Raw genomic sequence first — 18,051 nt, 5'->3', positions numbered from 1 at the left:
TGGTTCTTTCTCAGTAAAAAAGTTTTGCTGGTTAAGATATTTCAACAATCAAAAAAATTAAAGCTGATTATCCAGCTTTAATTTTTCATTTAGAATTTCTCTTAGGAATTTGTGTAGAATTCCACCGTTTCGATAGTATTCCAGTTCTATATCAGAATCCAGTCTGACATCAGCTTTGAATGTAATATCATCACCATTTTCTGTTCTGGCTACAACTTCTACTTCATTGCCTGGTTTTAGATTCTCTATTCCATTTATATCGTAGGTTTCATTACCCTTTAATCCAAGCGTATCGGTGTTTTCTTCTTTTTTGAACTGTAAAGGCAAAACACCCATTCCTACAAGGTTACTGCGGTGGATTCTTTCAAAGGATTCAGCGATTACTGCTTTAACACCCAGCAATTGTGTTCCTTTGGCTGCCCAATCTCTGGAACTTCCTGTACCGTATTCTTTACCTGCCATCACAATAAGAGGTATATTGTTATCTTGGTAATTCATGGCGGCATCGTAAATACTCATTTCTTTTCCTGTTGGATGATAAAGAGTCCATCCACCGTTTCTGTCCACCAGTTTATTATTGAGGCGTATATTTCCAAATGTACCTCTCATCATCACTTCATGGTTGCCTCTTCGTGAACCATAAGTATTGAAATCCTCCTCTTTTACACCCTGATTGAGCAGATACTGTCCTGCAGGACTGTCAACAGGAATAGCTCCAGCAGGCGAGATATGGTCTGTTGTTATGTTGTCCTCCAGATATGCCAGAACCCTTGCGCCTTTAATATCCTGTAGTTTTGGGGTTTCATGGGGGAAGTCTTTAAAAAACGGTGGCTCCTGTATATAGGAGGAGTTAGGGTCCCAATGGTACTGGTCATCTTGTGGAACATCCATATCATCCCAGAGCTCTGTACCTTCCATGACATGTGAGTATTCATTTTCAAACATGTCAGAATCAATGGTATCCTTTATAATCTGGTTGATTTCATTCTGGGTTGGCCAGATATCTTTCAAATAAATTGGCAACCCATTTGGATCACAACCCAGTGCTTCATTTTTCAGGTCAATATCCACGGTTCCAGCTAGTGCATAGGCAACGACAAGCATTGGTGATGTAAGATAATTGGCTTTGATATAGGGGTTTATCCGCCCTTCAAAATTCCTGTTGCCGCTGAGAACAGCCGCTACGGTGAGATCCTTTTCTTTTATCTCATTTTCTACACTTTCATTGATGGGTCCACTGTTTCCTATACAGGTAGCACATCCATAACCAACAAGATGGAATCCGAGAGCTTCAAGATATGGTAAAAGTTCGGATTTATCAAGGTAATCTGTTACGACTCTGGAACCAGGTGCAAGGCTTGTCTTAACATAGGGTTTGACATCAAGACCCATTTCAACTGCATTTTTGGCTAATAATCCGGCACCTATTAAGACAGATGGATTAGATGTATTTGTGCAGGATGTAATGGATGCAATAGCAACTGCTCCATGGGTTATGGTGGTAAATGAATCCCTGCACTTGATATAGCTGGTATGATGAGCTGACTGGGTATGTACGTTACTTATGTTACCTCCTTCTTCAAGCCATCTATTATAGTCAGGGTCATTTTCCTGTATATCCTTTTCACCTCTTTTTTCTGCAAAGGTTTGCTTCATGAGGTTGTGGAAATGCTCTGACATATTTTCAATAGATATCCGGTCATAGGGACGCTTGGGACCTGCTATGCTGGGCTCGACGTTGCTCATATCAAGTTCCAGTTTATCGTTATACATTGGTTCATCATTTTGAGAATCAAAAAGAAGTCCCTGCTCTTTGGTGTATTCCCGAACCATATTTACATGTTTTTCACTTCTTCCAGTAAGCTTCAGGTATTCCAGAGTTTCCTCATCAATCGGGAAATAGCCCATAGTAGCTCCATATTCAGGAGCCATGTTGGCAAGTGTTGCACGGTCTGGAAGGCTTAATTTCTCCAATCCGGGTCCATAAAATTCAACAAATTTACCAACAACACCATGTTTTCTCAACATTTGAGTTACAGTAAGTACAAGGTCAGTGGCTGTGACACCTTCCTGTAGTTCTCCGTCCAACTTAAATCCAACAACTTCAGGAATGGACATATAATATGGCTGTCCCATCATGACAGCTTCAGCTTCTATACCTCCAACACCCCATCCAAGGACACCAAGCCCATTTATCATGGTGGTATGTGAATCAGTACCTACAAGGGTATCGGGATAAGCAATTTTTTCGTTTTTGTTTTTACTGTTCTTAAAATGCACAAGAGGGGCAAGATGCTCAAGGTTTACCTGATGTATAATACCTTTTCCTGGTGGGACGACCTGGAAATTGTCGAAGGATTCCTGAGCCCATCTTAAAAGAGAATAGCGTTCTTTATTGCGTTCAAACTCCTTTTCTTCATTGTACTTTTTTGAGTAAGCAGTTCCAAAATAATCTATTTGTAGTGAATGGTCTATCACAAGGTCTGCAGGAACTTCAGGGTTTATTCTTGATGAATCTCCTCCTTCTCTCTGCATGGCAGATCTCATGGCTGCTATATCTACAACCGCTGGGACTCCGGTAAAATCCTGCATTAAAACTCTTGATGGTATAAAAGGGATTTCGTGTTCTGGTACTTTGTCAGGACTCCACCCCGCAAGTGCTTTAACATCGTCCTCGGTAACCAGATTCCCATCAACATTTCTGAGTAACGATTCAAGTAATACTTTGATGGAGTTTGGTAGTTTAGAGATGCTTCCCAGTCCAAGTTCTTCCAGTCTGTTCAAACGGTATATTGCTACTTTTTCGTTATCTGTATCAATAAAATATTTAGCTTCAAAAGGGTCGTAGTCTGTACCCATTGTCTCACCTTTTTGAATTTGGTTAAATAGACCTTGCTCTTGGTCTTATGAGCCTGTTGTCTGAATATTGCTCGAGGCAGTGAGCAATCCAGCCTGATACTCTTCCGATGGCAAACACAGAAGTTGCAAGCTTGGGATGTAATCCAAGATATTTATATATAACACCTGAGTAAAAATCGGCGTTTGGGTAGATCGGTTTATTCTGTTTTTCTACTAATTCTTGTATAACCGTATCTTCTATCCTTTCTGCAATATTGTATAGTGTAGTATCCCCTTTATTTTCTGCCAGTTTTTTTGCAAGGTCTTTGTAGATATTTGACCGTGGGTCATAGGTCTTATATACCCGGTGACCGAATCCCATTATTTTCTGATTGTTTTTTATTGAATCCACCACATATTGTTTAGCATCATTTGATGAGGATACTTCATCCAACATGTTCATAACAGCCATTCTGGCGCCGCCGTGTAAAGGACCTTTCAAAGTATCGAGTCCTGAAATTATTGCAGAATGAAGGTCAGAAAGTGTTGAAGCGGTTACACGAGATGAGAATGTGGACGCATTTAATTCATGTTCAGCAGTAAGAACCAGGTCTTTTTCCATGATCTCTGCTTCGAGTTCATCAGGTTTTTCACCACTAAGCATATACAAAAAATTGGCACCATGCGAAAGGTTGTCATCAGGTAATAATGGATAATAACCTGTTTTGATTCTTGAGAACGAAGCCACAATTGTAGGGAATCTGGCTATCAGTTTGATAGCTTTGCGTATATTTGCATCGTGTGATATATTGTTTAAATCCGGATCACAGTGTGACATATGGGATACAGCTGTGCGTAATGCATCCATTGCTTCTATATTAAAATTGCATGTTTTAATTGTCTGGATTAGATTCTCATTTATCTCCCTCTCATTTTTTAATTTACTGGAAAATTCATTCAATTCTGTGTCACTCGGTATAGTCCCGTTTAAAAGGAGATGTCAGCTACCAAAGACTAAAGTCGTTGGCTTGTCAGGTTAAACTGACAATTTAATTCGAGAGAAGGCTGGTCGCTTTTCAGGTTCGAAAGTAACCCTTATTCTCTCCGGTCTGCTGACGAGACCTCTATCGGTTATCCTTTGGATGGAATCACCGACTACTTTTCTCAAGATATTCAGTGCACCGTTGACATCGGCATTGATCAATTGACCGGTGGAAGACTTGAACAGTCCTCTCTTGATTCTTCTACCCATATATTCTTCATGTTTTCTGATGGGTTCCAGAGCAAGTGCATCGGTTTTACTGGTATAGGATTCGTCCTCTTCTATGTAGTTGATTCCGTACAAATCACATTTGGACTGTAGTTTACTTTTGAACAGGAAATATGGTATGCTCTGGAAATTCTGATTGTTCTTTTTACCGATATTCTGTTCCTGTTTGATTTCTTTCAGTTCACCGATAACAATGTTGCCGATGTCTTTATCTATACATGTTTTAACAATGTAATCAACCGACCTGTTCAGGAACTCGTCCACCTTGTTATCTCGCTTATTAGTAAGCCTACTCAATCTTTTGGTGAACTTGTGTTCCATACTCTGTTTGTCTTTCACACCCTGCAACTTTGCCTTTTCTTTGTTGTAGAACTGGTTAATGGATTTGATGTGTTTACCGTCAATTATCTCGGCTGTACCTGTGGATGTTTCCACAAAGGTTGCAAAATTATCAAGACCTAAATCGATTGATAGATATTGATTTTTGTCCAGATTCATGTCTTGTGGTTTTTTATCATAAACATACTGAATCTGGTAGAATTTACCGTCATGTTTTGGAACAATCCTGACTTCTTTTAATTCATCAGGATTGATATGGTCTGGTAATTTGAAAGTTAATTCATCACCATTAAGATTATATTGTTTTTTGAATTCCCTACTCATGCCTAGTTTGAAATATCTACCCTTAATAGACATTCTTTGAGCGGGATATATCAATACAAACCGCCCATTTTTGTCCAAGTAACCTGGTGTATTAATGGGTCGGTTGTAGTTTCCTTTTTTCCTTTCTTTGAGCAGTCTGAAATAGCTCTTGAAAGTCCTATCTACGATTTTGAGAACCTGTTGAGCATTATCGCTATATAACAGGCTGTAGTTATCATTATTTTTACAATAATGGTAATTATTGGTGTACGGTAAGAACTTGTTATTGTAGAAATAATACTGTCGGACATTGTACACCCCGACATTATACAGGTTCTTGGATAGTTTACTCAAAGTGTCAACTATCCAGTACTGCTGCTTGTTCATCCGTAGATAGTTTTTGGTGGTGAATTTCATTGTATTATATATATAATGTTTTCCTAAAATAAAAAATTTTGTTCTTTTAAGCAATGGGGTCTAAATTCCTCACTCTTTAAACCAAGTTTAAAGATATCCTTAAACAACTTAAATCATAGACTCTTTAAACTGTCGTTTAAAGATATTGGTAAATTTTCAATTTACCAAGTTTAAGTTTAACTCTAAATTTTTAATTTAGAGTGTCTTTGATTTAAGGAGAACGGGTAAAACCGTTGGTTTCCTTTGACCCCTATACCCCTTTCTCATGAAAGGTTAACCAGTTCATATATTTTAATATAATAATTTTACATTATTTGTAGGAAGTAAAATAAAAAAATATGTTTTTATGAAAAGTTTGTATTATTAACAAAAAATACATTTTTCAAATATTGTAAAAATATAAAATTTTTCTGTTGTTAATATAACTTTTATATTTTTAAAAATTAAATCCTTTCAAGGTTGGTTGTTAATTCAGATATTCTTTCTGTTTTATCAGGTCCTATAGCAATTAAAACGATGTTGTTATCAACATTACATATAGAACTTGCTGGAACTCCACCATATTCAGCTTCTTCAAATATTTCCTCCATTTCCGAAAAATCATCACATTTTAATAATTGTTTATCCCGATTGTTATTAAAATTCCAAATATCCAGATTTTTTTCAGGTGCTTTATTACTGGATTTTTTGGATACATCACATATTTTTTTAGATAAATCACCTGATGATAAATCAGCTTTTGTACAGTAAACGATAACCTGTATATATTCAGAAGTTGGGTTTTTAGGAAATAAATTTTCAACAAATTTGGTTAATTTATAGAACATATAACCACTTACTTATATAACAATACAGGTTTAATATTATTCATTTTTTGGTTGGTATTTTTTAGAATATAAAAACTGGATTAATGAATTTGTTAAAGAGGCAGAATTAACTGCCTCAATAAATTCATTTTTTAATATTTCCTGAATGAAGACCGCATTCTTTTTTGGTGGCTTCTTCCCACCACCACCGACCTTCACGTTCATGCTGTCCCGGAGTAACGGGTCTTGTACACGGTTCACATCCAATACTAATGTAGCCCTTTTCATGGAGTTTGTTGTAGGGGACGTCATTCTCGAATATATACTGCCATACCTGTTTAAGAGTCCAGTTAGCCAGAGGGTTAAATTTCACAAGTTCACCGCCACCAAAAGCGGAGTCGATTTGGACGACAGGAAGGTCAGACCGGCTTGGACTCTGGTCTTTCCTCTGCCCTGTGACCCATGCATCCAGACCATCGAGTGCTCGTTTTAGGGGTGCTATTTTTCTGACGCTGCAGCATTCATTATGCCCATCATTGTAAAAAGAGAACAACCCTTTTTCTTTCACGAGTTTCTCTGTGGATTCACGGTCGGGCATATATACATCTATATCAATATTGTAATAGTCGCATATCTCTTCTATAAACCGGTAGGTCTCTGGATACAGTCGTCCTGTATCAAGAGTAAATACACTTATGTCATCCCTTATTTTTTTAGCCATGTCTATAAGAACTACGTCTTCTGCTCCGCTAAATGATATTGAAATGTTGGGTGTATATTTATCAAGTGCATAAGAAATGATTGTTTGAGGGTTTTCATCATCAAGTTGTTCAGCTAATTGATTAATTTCTTCTGATGATTTTAATATTTGTCTGGACATGTTTCAGCCTCTGGTACTGAAAATTTTAATTAGTCATGGTTTTGGTTTAATACCAATTGTTTGTAATTATTAAATCCAACTCTGTCGATTTTGTTTCTGAATTTTCCATCCGGTTGAACATTTTCTTTTTTAAGTGGTGCGTAGTTGCAATTCTGCTTGTATTTATTATGCTTATAGTTGGTTTTGTAGTGTTAAATTATTTTTTTAAAATCGATGTGGATGATTTACAGTCTGTAAAGAAGGCTCTCAAGGAGGAAATGAACAATATCAGTAAGATTGGCAAATATAAAATAAAAGATGTATTAAACCCTGGATTAATATTAAATTTGACTTCCTGAATAGCTTTTATAGTTATGGCTCTAACCTATTGGTCTGTTATTGGATTAAGTATTATATAAAACAAACCAATGTAATAATCAATCAACCGCTGAATTCTATAATAAACATTGTACCATTACCTGAATATATTTCAAAATCACCATTAACCTGATTCACTAAACTGCTCACAAGCTGAAAACCAAGAGTTTCTGCATCTCTAATATCAATATTTTCAGGTATACCCCTACCATTATCGGCTATAATTAGTGTATAACATTCTTTGTAATTTTTATAGAGTTGAATATCCACTTTGCCAGATTCACCTTCAGGGAAAGCATATTTTAAAGAATTGGAAACAAGTTCATTAATCAGCATCCCGAGCGGTATGATAATATCGATTCCAAAATAGCAATTCTGGACATCTATATTTAGGTCAATGTTGTTCTTATTATACAGGTTTGTCAGATAACTTACAAGCTCTTTAATATAATCTTTTGAATTTAGGTTGTCTAAATTATTTGTCTGATACAGTTTCTGATGCACGAAAGACATTGATATAACACGGTTTTGTGTATCTTTAAATGCTTCAACCACATCTTCATCTTCAAATTTTTCTGATTGAAGATTGAGCAAACTGGAAATCACCTGAAGGTTATTTTTAATCCTGTGGTGGAGTTCTTTTTCTCTTGTGATTTTTGATTCTTTAATTTTGTTTGCATATTCTCGAATTTTTTCTTCTCTTTCGACTTTATCTGTTATATCTAAAATGACGCCTGTCAATCTTTCTGAATTTCCAGAATTATCTCTTTTAGTTATTTTTCCTTTGTCAAGTAACCATAACCATTTTCCAGAGTTATCCTTAATACGGTATTCACTTTCGAAAACAGTTGTTCTCCCAGCGTAATAATCATTTAACGCTTTTGATACACGATTTACATCATCAGGATGTATTAGATTCCACCATGTCTGTGTATCAAGTACCAATTCTTTATTGCCACAGTCTAAGAGCTTAGAAAACTGTTCACTGAAATACAACTCTCCTTTCTTTATATCACAGTCCCAAACAGCTAAAGAAGTACTATTTAATGCAAGTTCTAATATTTCTTCTTTATATTTTAATTTCTCTTCGGTCTCTTTGCGTTCGGTTATATCGCGACTATTAAAAACAAAATATTTGATATCACCGTAATCGTCATAAACAACATTGACACTTGTCTCTAACCAGACATAATGACCTTTTGAGTGGCGGAACCTGCATTCTGACCTTATAGGGTTTAATGTCTGTAAAAATTCAAAGTACAGTTTTTCTATATGTTTCAAATCATCAGGGTGGATGAATTCAAATATATTTTTATCAACTAAATCCTCAAAATGATATCCAAGATGATGTTCATGTGATGGTGAGACATATACGAAATTACAATTTTTATCTGCAAGACAGACCATATCCCATATGTTTTCTGTTATGTCTTTTAGAAGGCTGTCTTTTTCACAGATGTTTTTTTCTAACGTTTTCTTATCAGTAATATCCTGAATACTTACAAGGACTTTTGGCTGGTTATCTGTATTGATAAATGAAGTTGACAAAAGGAGGGTCAGATGTTTTTCATAACCATTTACTATAAAAGGTAAATTTACCTCTACATTATTATAATTTGTACCAGTATTAAATGTATCAAGGACTGTATTTCTTACTTTACAATTTTTACAATGCGGTCCGAATCCACAGCCTTCAGGGTCATCCAGTGAATGTAGACATCCCAGAGCATCTCCGCCTCTTAAACCTTTCAGATTTTTAGCAGATGAACCGGCAAATAACTCCGCGTTTTTATTTAGTTTCAGAATTCTTCTGTCAGAATCGACCAGCATTATAACTACTGGTACGTTTTCATAGACTGCTTTAAGTTCATCATCTATTTCATTCTGGCCTGTGATATCGGTTAATATGGTGATGAACTTTCCTTTTTCAGGGGATATTATAGAAACACGATAATGTTTACCAATATATGGACAATAGGTTTCAAAATTAGTTTGTTTGCCGGTTTCAGCTATTTTTGCATATGTATAAAGGTGTGGTATATATTCGGTGCCAAAAATGTCTGAAGCTTTACTACCTGCTAAATCTTCTTTTCTATAACCAATAATTGATTCGTATGCCGAATTAGAATCTATTATCATGTAGTCTGTTGGATAGCCATTACTGTCATAGATGATTTCAAAAATACAAACCCCTTCACTCATTGATTCATATATTGAATATAACATATTGTAAGATATTTCAAAATCCTCCTTAAAAAACCTGCATTACGTTTATGATGTTAGTTAATTTGGGCTATTGGTTTGGTTGCATTTAAGTGATATGTTTTAATAACAAAATATCTACTTTATATTTTTGCCAGACTTTAAATCCCAATATATCCACATGATTTATCCTTTAAACATATAATAAACCCCATCCCCTCTTTTTATGGTATTTTCTATTTAAGGTTACGAAGATGGGGTAACAGGGGTAAGTGAAAGCCAACGTTTTCTAACCGTTGGATGAAACAACCCCGTTGGTCATTGATTTTTCACCCATAATTTTTTAGTGTATTGGCTCATATTTTTCTAAAGAGGCGATGATATTTGATACTGACTTATAAAATCAAACATAATCGGGGTTTCTCTGAAGAACTTGCAAAAGCTAAGCAAGTAGCCGAATATGGTATCAAATATCGTACTCGTTCGTCTAAAGATGTCAAGCATATCGGATTGAAATCGGCTATTTCAAATCAGATTCTCAAGAAATATGCTAAAGACAAATCCGCTAAAAAGGTAACCAGTGTTAAACTGACAATACCTAACCAAAAAATCGAACTTAGAAGAAACGAAAGAAAGATAAGGATAGTACCTTTGAAGTTGAAACTGAAATACCATTTCCCTGATAATTTTGAAAAAATCAACCAGATTGAAGTCGGTGAAAAATACGTTTATGTGTCGGTGACCGTACATGAGAGAGAGCAAATAGAACCGGAGAATTATCTGGGTGTCGATTTGAATACAACCGGACATATAGCTGTGATGTCAAATCCAAAGACTGGTAAAATCTGGAAACTGGGTAAAAAAGCACAGCATATACATCTGAAATATAAAAACGACCGTAGGAAACTACAGGTCAAAGGGAAATATAAGAAGGTTAAACAGGTCAATGACAGAGAGTCAAGGATTGTCAGGGATCTGAACCAAAAAATCAGTTCCAGGATAGTGGAAACCGCTGCTGCCAATAACTGTGGTATCAGGATGGAGAACCTGAAAGGTATAAGGGATTCTGCAAAATGTAAAAAATCGTTCAAATACTCCCTGCACAGCTGGTCATTCTATCAACTACAATTTATGTTGGAATACAAAGCCAGGCTGCTTGGAGTTAAAATTGAATTTGTAGATCCTGAGTATACCTCGCAGGATTGCAGTAGGTACGGTTATCTGGATATTAGAAACGGTGAATTGTTCAAGTGTCCTCATTGTGGGCACGTTGATCATGCGGACGCAAACGCGGCGTTCAATATAGCTATGCGTTTCGGTGGTCAATGCGGTGCAGACAGAGATGCATCGTACGGGAGTACTGGTGCCCCGCAAGTGGCAACGGTGTGACGCCCACCGACCACAGAACCCAACGGATTTATCCGTGGGTGTACGTCATTTGGGTTTAAAACACTATAGAAAACACTGTCTTTTAAAAAATCCAGATTGTGCAACTAATTTTGCAAAAAATTAAACTATATCAGAGAAAAACTCAAAGGTAGTTTATAAGTCAGCATCGACCAAATAGTTTTCTGATGGTGGTTGTGGAGATATTGTTACATATAGAATAAGTACATTTTGTCCTGTATTATCAACAGACATTTCCTCAGACCCATCTATTTGTAACAACTCACTTTCATTCATAGATACTGGCTCACCGTCAACATTAACCACTGCTTCGCCTTTAATTACCTGTAAAAGTACAGTACAATCAAAATGGGTATGGTTGGGCAGTGACTGACCAGATGCTATATTTAATAAGAAAGCCAGTGTATTCTTATCATTGTAAATTACACGCTTTGCAATTTTTCCTTCTGGCTCTACCATATAATCATTTAATGAAAACTTTTGCATAGAAACACTCCCTTATTTATGATATCATTTATTTAATGCAGACTCTTTATAATAATTGTTTGTATACGTTACTCTTCATAACTATAGTTGTAAATCTTAAAACACTTTTATACATTTATAACAGTATATTATGAGTAGACAGCAAATATATAGTAATCTAACGACTAAATAGATATTGTTACAAGGGGGTTTGGGCGTTTCATGGTACATATAGAACGTGATACACTGGGGGATGTTGAAGTACCTGATGATGTCTATTATGGACCACAGACTGCACGTGCTGTAATCAATTTCAAAATAAGTAACCATCAATTGCCTGTTGAATTTATCAGGGCTCAGGCTGTAATTAAATGGGCGTCTGCAAAATCCAATATCAGAACGGGCAAATTAAATCCAGAGATAGGAAATACGATTATTTCTGCAGCATCTGAGGTAAGGGATGGGAAATTTAATGACCAATTTGTAGTGGATGCATTCCAATCGGGTGCAGGGACATCTCAGAATATGAATGCAAATGAGGTTATCGCAAACCGTGCACTGGAGATATTGGGCTATGAAAAAGGAAGATACGATATAATTCATCCCAATGACCATGTAAATATGTCCCAATCATCCAATGATACAACACATACAGCCATCCATATAGCAGCAATGGAATCTCTTAACAGCAGGTTGATACCAATCCTTAAACAACTCTATAATGATTTTAAAACAAAATCCGCTGAATTCAATAATGTTGTAAAGCCCGGAAGAACGCATCTTCAAGATGCAGTTCCCATTACACTGGGTCAGGAATTTAGCGGTTATACCAGAATGCTGGAGATGGGTATTGAACGTTTATATAACTCAATAGACAGACTGGCAGAATTGAACATGGGTGGTACTGCTGTGGGTACAGGATTAAACGCACCTGAAGGTTTTGGATATATTGCAGTAGAAGAAGTAAATCGTATTACAGGTCTTGATTTCAAATTGGCTGATAATTATTTTGAAGCCACCCAGAGTGCAGAATCCATCCTTGAACTATCTTCAGTTCTTCGTGGACTTGCTGTTAGCCTTATAAAAATAGCAGATGATTTTAGACTTTTTTCCAGTGGTCCCAGAACAGCTTTGGGTGAAATTCAACTTCCAGCGGTACAACCGGGTTCATCTATAATGCCCGGAAAGGTCAATCCTGTAATGGCTGAAATGCTTAACATGGTCTGTTATCAGGTTATGGGAAATGATACTGCGATAATGATGGCATCCCGGTCTGGGCAAATGGATTTGAATGTTTTTACACCAGTTTTAGCACATAACCTGCTCGATTCCATACAGATAATGTCTGGTGGCCTTGAATCATTTAACAACCGGTGCTTAAAAGGAATCACTGCAAACATAAAGCATTGTGAAAATCTGGCTGAATCCAGTTTGTCACTTGCAACTGCACTGGCTCCTAAAATTGGATATGAAAAAGCTGCAGAGGTAGCCTATCAGGCTTACAACGAGGGTAAAACAGTACGACAGGTTATACTTGAAAAGGATTTGCTTGTTGAAAGTGAGGTGGATGAACTACTTGACCTTATTAAAATGACAGGGGCAGGAACATGATATATCATGATGTTATTGTTATTGGCGGAGGACTTTCAGGACTCAGGGCGGCACTTGAGGCACATAAAAAGGGTGCTGATGTAGCTATAATATCAAAAGTCCCACCTATACGTAGTCATTCAGTGGCTGCACAGGGAGGTATCAATGCTTCTCTGGGTGATGATGATAGCTGGGAAGCTCATGCATGGGATACAGTAAAAGGCAGCGACTATCTTGCTGATCAGGATGCAGTGGAAATATTATGTAAAGAAGCTACTGAGATAGTACTTGAGATGGATAACTGGGGAACATCTTTCTCAAGAACTCAGGATGGCAAAATAGCCCAGAGACCGTTTGGAGGGGCAGGTTTTCCAAGAACATGCTATGCTGGGGATAAGACCGGACATAATCTACTGTATACTTTACAAGAACAGGTTCTAAAAGCAGGAATCAAAGTTCATCCTGAGTGGATGGTTACCAGACTGGTTACAGATGGTGGTAGATGTACCGGATTTGTAGCAATCAATATATTCAATTCGGAACCTGATGTGTTTAAGGTAAAAATAACAGTTATTGCTACAGGTGGATATGGACGAATCTACAAACGCTCTACAAATTCTATTATCAACAGGGGTTTTGGTATAGGTCTGGCTTACAGAGCAGGTGTGCCTCTACAGGATATGGAATTTGTACAGTTCCATCCCACAACATTATGGGATTCCAATATACTGATTACTGAAGGTGTTCGGGGAGAAGGTGGGTATCTTTACAATAAAAACCATCAACGTTTTATGAAATCCTATGCTCCAGAATCTATAGAACTGGCGCCAAGAGATATAGTAGCAAGAGCCATACAGACTGAAATCAATGAAGGAAGAGGCATCTCTAACGAGTACGTTCATCTTGATATCACACATCTTGACCCGCAGTTAATAAAGGAGAGATTGAGCGGTATACGTGAAATTTCAATGGATTTTGCAGGAGTAGACCCCATAAAAGAACCGATTCCTGTACAGCCCGGTCAGCATTATTCTATGGGAGGTATTTTATCGAGTATAAACGGAAAAACACCTATAGATGGATTGTATGCTGTGGGTGAATGTGCCTGTATAAGTGTTCACGGTGCAAATAGGCTTGGTGGTAATTCCCTCCTTGACACCCTTGTTTTTGGTAAAAGAGCAGGTCAACATGCTGCAGAATCGATACAGGATAGAGATATACCCCAAGATGAAAATCTTATGAAGGAACTTGAAAATGAGAAACATTTCCTCTCAGATTTGTTTGGTGAATCCGGTGAAGATTTTGCTACTGTCAGAAATGAATTAAAGAATATTATGCAGGAAAAGGTGGGTGTATTCAGAAATCATGAAAACCTTGAACATGCAATAGAAGACATTAAAAATCTGAAATACAGGGCTCAAAAAATCAAAGTAAAAAGCAGAGCTAAATCTTTCAATTTGGAACTTTTGGATGCAATTGAACTGAAAGGAATGGTCGATATCGCACATGTTATAGCTACAGGAGCACTGGCAAGACAGGAGAGCAGAGGAGCTCATTACCGTACTGATTTTACTGAAAGGGACGATAACAACTGGACAAAACATACGATTGCTTACTACACTCCCCAAGGTCCCAGATTGGAATACAGGGATGTAACAATAACAAGTTTCTATTCAGAAAAGAGGGAGTATTAAATCGGAGTACAATATGGTTACTTTAAACATCAAACGTCAGGAAGATGATAAAATCTGGTATGATACATTCCAGGTGGATGAAAAACCCGGAATGAATGTTTTGGAAGCATTATTTGAAATACAGGAAAAACAGGATGGAAGTCTTTGTTTTAGGTTTGCCTGCAGGGGTGCGGTATGTGGTAGTTGTGCCATGCTTATAAATAAAGTGCCTCGACTTGCCTGCAAAAAACTGGTAGGGGATGTAAAAAAAGAGGATATATCCAGTCTGAAATCCGACCAGATTCTCACCTCTCCGCAATTCAGTAAAGAATCAAATGATAGGATATTGATAGAACCGTTACCCAATCTCGGGGTAATACGAGACCTCGTTGTTGATATGGAACATTTCTACAGCCTTGTGGATTCAGTGCAACCATGGATAACGGCAGAGGAAAATTATGATGACCAACACCTAATAGAGCCAGCAACCCAGAAAAAATTGGAAAAATATACCAACTGTATCCTGTGTGCGGTATGTCATGGTATATGTCCGGCTGCAGCAAGAGATGATAAATATTTAAGTCCTGCAGGGCTTGCCAGAGCATGGAGATTTCAGTTAGATCCGAGGGATTCAGAAAAAAGCAAGCTTCAACGGTATAATATCGTCGATTCTTTATCAGGTGTATGGGGTTGTGATTTGGTCTATAAATGTGTCGCAGTTTGTCCCAAAAAAGTACCACCAACCAAAGCAATTAAACAAATGCGCAGACAAATATCTGAAAAATAAAAAATTATAGATTTTGTCAAGTATTTCTTTTTTCTATCCACCTATAAACATACTTTTCCAATTCTATGATAAAGAATACAACAATTGCTACTGTTATAATCCACGACCAGTTGTACAATCCAATAGGTGCAGTATCAAATATCAGGTTCATGAACGGGTGATAAGTTAACAGCATCTGAAGTCCGATAACACCCCCTATTCCGATAAGCATATATTTGTTGGAAAACAGCTCATCAAATACATAACCATGAAGGGATTTGATATTGAACAGATAGGATATCTGGATAAATACAATAGTGTTTAGTGCTGTAGTTCGCGCTGCAGGTAATTCATTACTGGAAAACATCTCCAGAGTAAACAGGAAGAATGCAGCAGAAACCATCAGTATAGACACAAACCCAATTCTTTTTTTTATGAATTGTGTTAAAAGAGGTTCCTCTGTAGGTCGTGGAGGATTATCCAGCAGACCTTTTGCTCGGGGTTCAGCAGATATTGTTACACCGAGTCCGATAGTAGTTATAGTGTTAATCCAGAGTATGTGCAGCGGAAGTAACGGTAGAGTGATACCAAGAATAATAGCCGATACAACAGTAAGAGCCTGACCTCCATTGGTAGGTAGCATCCATATAATCAGTTTCTGGATTTTGTTGTATACATCACGTCCTTCTTCGACCGCTGCTACTATAGAAGCAAAGTTGTCATCCACAAGAACCATGTCAGAAGCTTCACGTGCAACCTCTGTACCTGATGCACCCATAGATATGCCGATATCTGCATTTTTCAGGGCTGGAGCGTCATTTATGCCGTCGCCAGTTACCGCTACAATATCTCCTTCGGATTTAAGAAGCTTTACAATTCGTGATTTGTGCTCTGGAGATGTTCTGGCAAAAACAGAAACACTTTTAAGTGTATCTTTTAACTGTTCATCGGTCATATCATCAATATTACTGCCGGCAACTGCTTTTTCTGTTTCGATTCCGAGTTGACGGGCTATTGAGTGGGCGGTTAATGTATGGTCTCCGGTAATCATGATAACCCGGATACCAGCAGTTTTGCATTTATTGATTGATTCTTTAACTTCTTCTCTGGGTGGGTCTATGATACCCTGCAATCCGAGGAATACCAGATTATCAAGGTCTGAATAATCGATTCTCTCCCTATCATTTTCTACTTTCATATATGCCATTCCAATGACACGAAGTCCCTGGGTAGCCATTTCCTCTGAGCTCTTTTTAATCTCGGACAGTGCATTGACATCAATATCAATCTCGTTTTCACCATCGAATTTGTGCTGTGACAGTTCCATTATTTTTTCAGGTGACCCTTTTACATAGATTATCTTATTTCCTTCTGAATCCTCATTTAGAGTAGCCATGATGCGTTTTTCCGATTCGAATGGTATAATATCCAATCTTGGAATGTAGAACTTACCGGCTTTGAGAGCGGATACCATTAAAGCCCCCTCTGTAGGATCACCAACCACATCTCCATCTTTAAATGACGCATCATTGCACAAATAACCGGCTTTCAGAGTTTCCAGCAACACCGGATCATTTTTTGGATCAATGGTTTCATTGTCCAGAATGAAATTTCCTTTTGATGAATACCCTGAGCCAGTAACATTGTAGGTTGTACCTGTAGCGGTATAAATTTCTGTAACAGTCATCTGGTTCTTGGTTAATGTTCCTGTTTTATCCGAACATATTACAGTAGCCGAACCCAGTGTTTCTACAGCAGGAAGGCTTCGGATAATGGAATTACGCGATGCCATTGCTTTAATACCGATGGCAAAAGAAATAGTAATGGTAGCAGGCAGACCTTCTGGTATTGCAGCGACTGCAAGACTGACTGCCGCAAGAAACGTCTCAACTGCGTCAAAACCCCGCAATAATCCTATAAAAAAGACAAATACAGATATTGCAAGAATGGCAACTGAAAGAAAAACTCCAAACCTTGCTATTTTTCGGACAAGGGGTGTTGAGATTTCTTCACTCTCTCTTATAGATTGGGATATTTTTCCGATTTCAGTATCTTCGCCAGTGGCTATTACTACACCACGTCCAAGACCCTCGCTTACAAACGTCCCTGCAAATGACAGATTTATCTGGTCGCCAAGCGGAATGCTGTCTTCATCAATTGCTCTGGTCTTTTTTTCAACAGGTACGGATTCACCGGTTAGAGGTGATTCATCAACTCTCAGGTTTTTTACATAAAAAAGTCTAATATCGGCAGGTATTCTGCTACCTGATTCCAATATGACTACATCTCCCACTACAAGTTCTTTACTGGGAATTACCTTTCTCTGACCGTCTCTTATTACGGTAGCTTCAGGTACAAGCATTTTGGACAATGATTCAAGAGCATGTTCAGCTTTACTCTCCTGAATGTAGCCAATAATGGAATTTGCAATAACAACACTTAGTATAACAGCGGTATCAATGTATTTTTCAAGGAAAAAAGTAATTATTGCAGCAGCCATAAGGATATATATCAATGGGCTGGCGAACTGCTTCAAAAACTTGTAAATCTCACTATGTTCTTTTTTTGCTTCTACTTCATTGTACCCGTCAGTAGAAAGTCTTTTTTCTGCCTCCGACTGTTCAAGACCGTCTCTACTGCTCTTCAGTTTTTCAAATACATCAGCATAATCTAACTGATACCATTTAGTCCCCCCACTCATAAAAAATAACATCGATTTGTAGATACTAATAAGTTTT

Annotated in this window: 11 protein-coding genes and 1 pseudogene; 4 read left to right on the top strand and 8 right to left on the bottom strand. The window is 37.4% G+C overall.

All coding sequences use genetic code 11. The annotated features are described in order from the left end of the window. Positions 1-57 precede the first annotated feature (57 nt). The 6 genes and pseudogenes from acnA to METEV_RS07250 form a co-directional block, all read right to left on the bottom strand. Positions 58-2,859 (bottom strand): aconitate hydratase AcnA, encoded by a 2,802-nt coding sequence (acnA, locus tag METEV_RS07275; protein WP_013194877.1) that lies wholly within the window; start codon positions 2,857-2,859, stop codon positions 58-60. A 22-nt stretch (positions 2,860-2,881) separates the two neighbouring features. Continuing rightward, a pseudogene (locus METEV_RS07270) lies at positions 2,882-3,826 on the bottom strand (citrate/2-methylcitrate synthase); the annotation flags it as partial. Between the two features lie 48 nt (positions 3,827-3,874). Then, on the bottom strand, positions 3,875-5,167 hold the full coding sequence (locus tag METEV_RS07265) for an RNA-guided endonuclease InsQ/TnpB family protein (RefSeq protein ID WP_013194876.1): 1,293 nt from the start codon (positions 5,165-5,167) through the stop codon (positions 3,875-3,877). 443 nt (positions 5,168-5,610) lie between these two features. After that, positions 5,611-5,994: a peptidyl-tRNA hydrolase gene (locus METEV_RS07260; protein WP_013194875.1), complete on the bottom strand. Its 384-nt coding sequence runs from the start codon at positions 5,992-5,994 to the stop codon at positions 5,611-5,613. Between the two features lie 124 nt (positions 5,995-6,118). Further along, positions 6,119-6,853: a phosphoadenylyl-sulfate reductase gene (locus METEV_RS07255; RefSeq protein ID WP_013194874.1), complete on the bottom strand. Its 735-nt coding sequence runs from the start codon at positions 6,851-6,853 to the stop codon at positions 6,119-6,121. A gap of 420 nt (positions 6,854-7,273) precedes the next feature. Then, positions 7,274-9,412 carry a PAS domain S-box protein gene (locus METEV_RS07250; protein WP_013194873.1) on the bottom strand — a complete coding sequence of 713 codons (2,139 nt, stop codon included), beginning with the start codon at positions 9,410-9,412 and terminating at the stop codon, positions 7,274-7,276. A gap of 384 nt (positions 9,413-9,796) precedes the next feature. Here METEV_RS07250 and METEV_RS07245 point away from each other — a divergent pair, with 384 nt between their 5' ends. Next, positions 9,797-10,801 (top strand): RNA-guided endonuclease InsQ/TnpB family protein, encoded by a 1,005-nt coding sequence (locus METEV_RS07245; RefSeq protein WP_013194872.1) that lies wholly within the window; start codon positions 9,797-9,799, stop codon positions 10,799-10,801. 153 nt (positions 10,802-10,954) lie between these two features. Here METEV_RS07245 and METEV_RS07240 read toward each other — a convergent pair whose 3' ends face one another. After that, on the bottom strand, positions 10,955-11,305 hold the full coding sequence (locus METEV_RS07240; protein ID WP_013194871.1) for a cupin domain-containing protein: 351 nt from the start codon (positions 11,303-11,305) through the stop codon (positions 10,955-10,957). 201 nt (positions 11,306-11,506) lie between these two features. On the opposite strand from METEV_RS07240, the gene METEV_RS07235 reads away from it, so the two are divergent. Genes METEV_RS07235 through METEV_RS07225 form a run of 3 tightly spaced genes read left to right on the top strand, consistent with a single transcriptional unit; the run spans position 11,507 to position 15,334 of the window. Further along, the gene (locus tag METEV_RS07235; RefSeq protein WP_013194870.1) at positions 11,507-12,895 is read left to right on the top strand and encodes a class II fumarate hydratase; all 1,389 of its coding nucleotides are present in this window, start codon (positions 11,507-11,509) and stop codon (positions 12,893-12,895) included. Next, positions 12,892-14,568, top strand: coding sequence for an FAD-dependent oxidoreductase (locus METEV_RS07230; RefSeq protein WP_013194869.1), 1,677 nt, complete (start codon positions 12,892-12,894; stop codon positions 14,566-14,568). Before METEV_RS07235 ends, METEV_RS07230 begins: the two co-directional genes overlap by 4 nt. A gap of 13 nt (positions 14,569-14,581) precedes the next feature. Beyond that, positions 14,582-15,334, top strand: a complete 753-nt coding sequence (locus tag METEV_RS07225) for a succinate dehydrogenase/fumarate reductase iron-sulfur subunit (protein WP_013194868.1) — start codon at positions 14,582-14,584, stop codon at positions 15,332-15,334. A gap of 16 nt (positions 15,335-15,350) precedes the next feature. Here the strand turns inward: METEV_RS07225 and METEV_RS07220 are convergent, their stop codons facing one another. Continuing rightward, the gene (locus tag METEV_RS07220; RefSeq protein WP_013194867.1) at positions 15,351-18,014 is read right to left on the bottom strand and encodes a cation-translocating P-type ATPase; all 2,664 of its coding nucleotides are present in this window, start codon (positions 18,012-18,014) and stop codon (positions 15,351-15,353) included. Positions 18,015-18,051 lie beyond the last annotated feature (37 nt).

The sequence above is a fragment of the Methanohalobium evestigatum Z-7303 genome, assembly GCF_000196655.1.
GTDB lineage: Archaea > Halobacteriota > Methanosarcinia > Methanosarcinales > Methanosarcinaceae > Methanohalobium > Methanohalobium evestigatum.
This window is presented reverse-complemented; position numbering and strand designations above follow the sequence as displayed.

Excerpts from the sequence above, each read along its gene's own strand:
- acnA (WP_013194877.1), bottom strand. The coding sequence starts at position 2,859 with ATGGGTACAGACTACGACCCTTTTGAAGCTAAATATTTTATTGATACA.
- METEV_RS07265 (WP_013194876.1), bottom strand. The coding sequence starts at position 5,167 with ATGAAATTCACCACCAAAAACTATCTACGGATGAACAAGCAGCAGTAC.
- METEV_RS07260 (WP_013194875.1), bottom strand. The coding sequence starts at position 5,994 with ATGTTCTATAAATTAACCAAATTTGTTGAAAATTTATTTCCTAAAAAC.
- METEV_RS07255 (WP_013194874.1), bottom strand. The coding sequence starts at position 6,853 with ATGTCCAGACAAATATTAAAATCATCAGAAGAAATTAATCAATTAGCT.
- METEV_RS07250 (WP_013194873.1), bottom strand. The coding sequence starts at position 9,412 with ATGAGTGAAGGGGTTTGTATTTTTGAAATCATCTATGACAGTAATGGC.
- METEV_RS07240 (WP_013194871.1), bottom strand. The coding sequence starts at position 11,305 with ATGCAAAAGTTTTCATTAAATGATTATATGGTAGAGCCAGAAGGAAAA.
- METEV_RS07235 (WP_013194870.1), top strand. The coding sequence starts at position 11,507 with ATGGTACATATAGAACGTGATACACTGGGGGATGTTGAAGTACCTGAT.
- METEV_RS07230 (WP_013194869.1), top strand. The coding sequence starts at position 12,892 with ATGATATATCATGATGTTATTGTTATTGGCGGAGGACTTTCAGGACTC.
- METEV_RS07225 (WP_013194868.1), top strand. The coding sequence starts at position 14,582 with ATGGTTACTTTAAACATCAAACGTCAGGAAGATGATAAAATCTGGTAT.
- METEV_RS07220 (WP_013194867.1), bottom strand. The coding sequence starts at position 18,014 with ATGAGTGGGGGGACTAAATGGTATCAGTTAGATTATGCTGATGTATTT.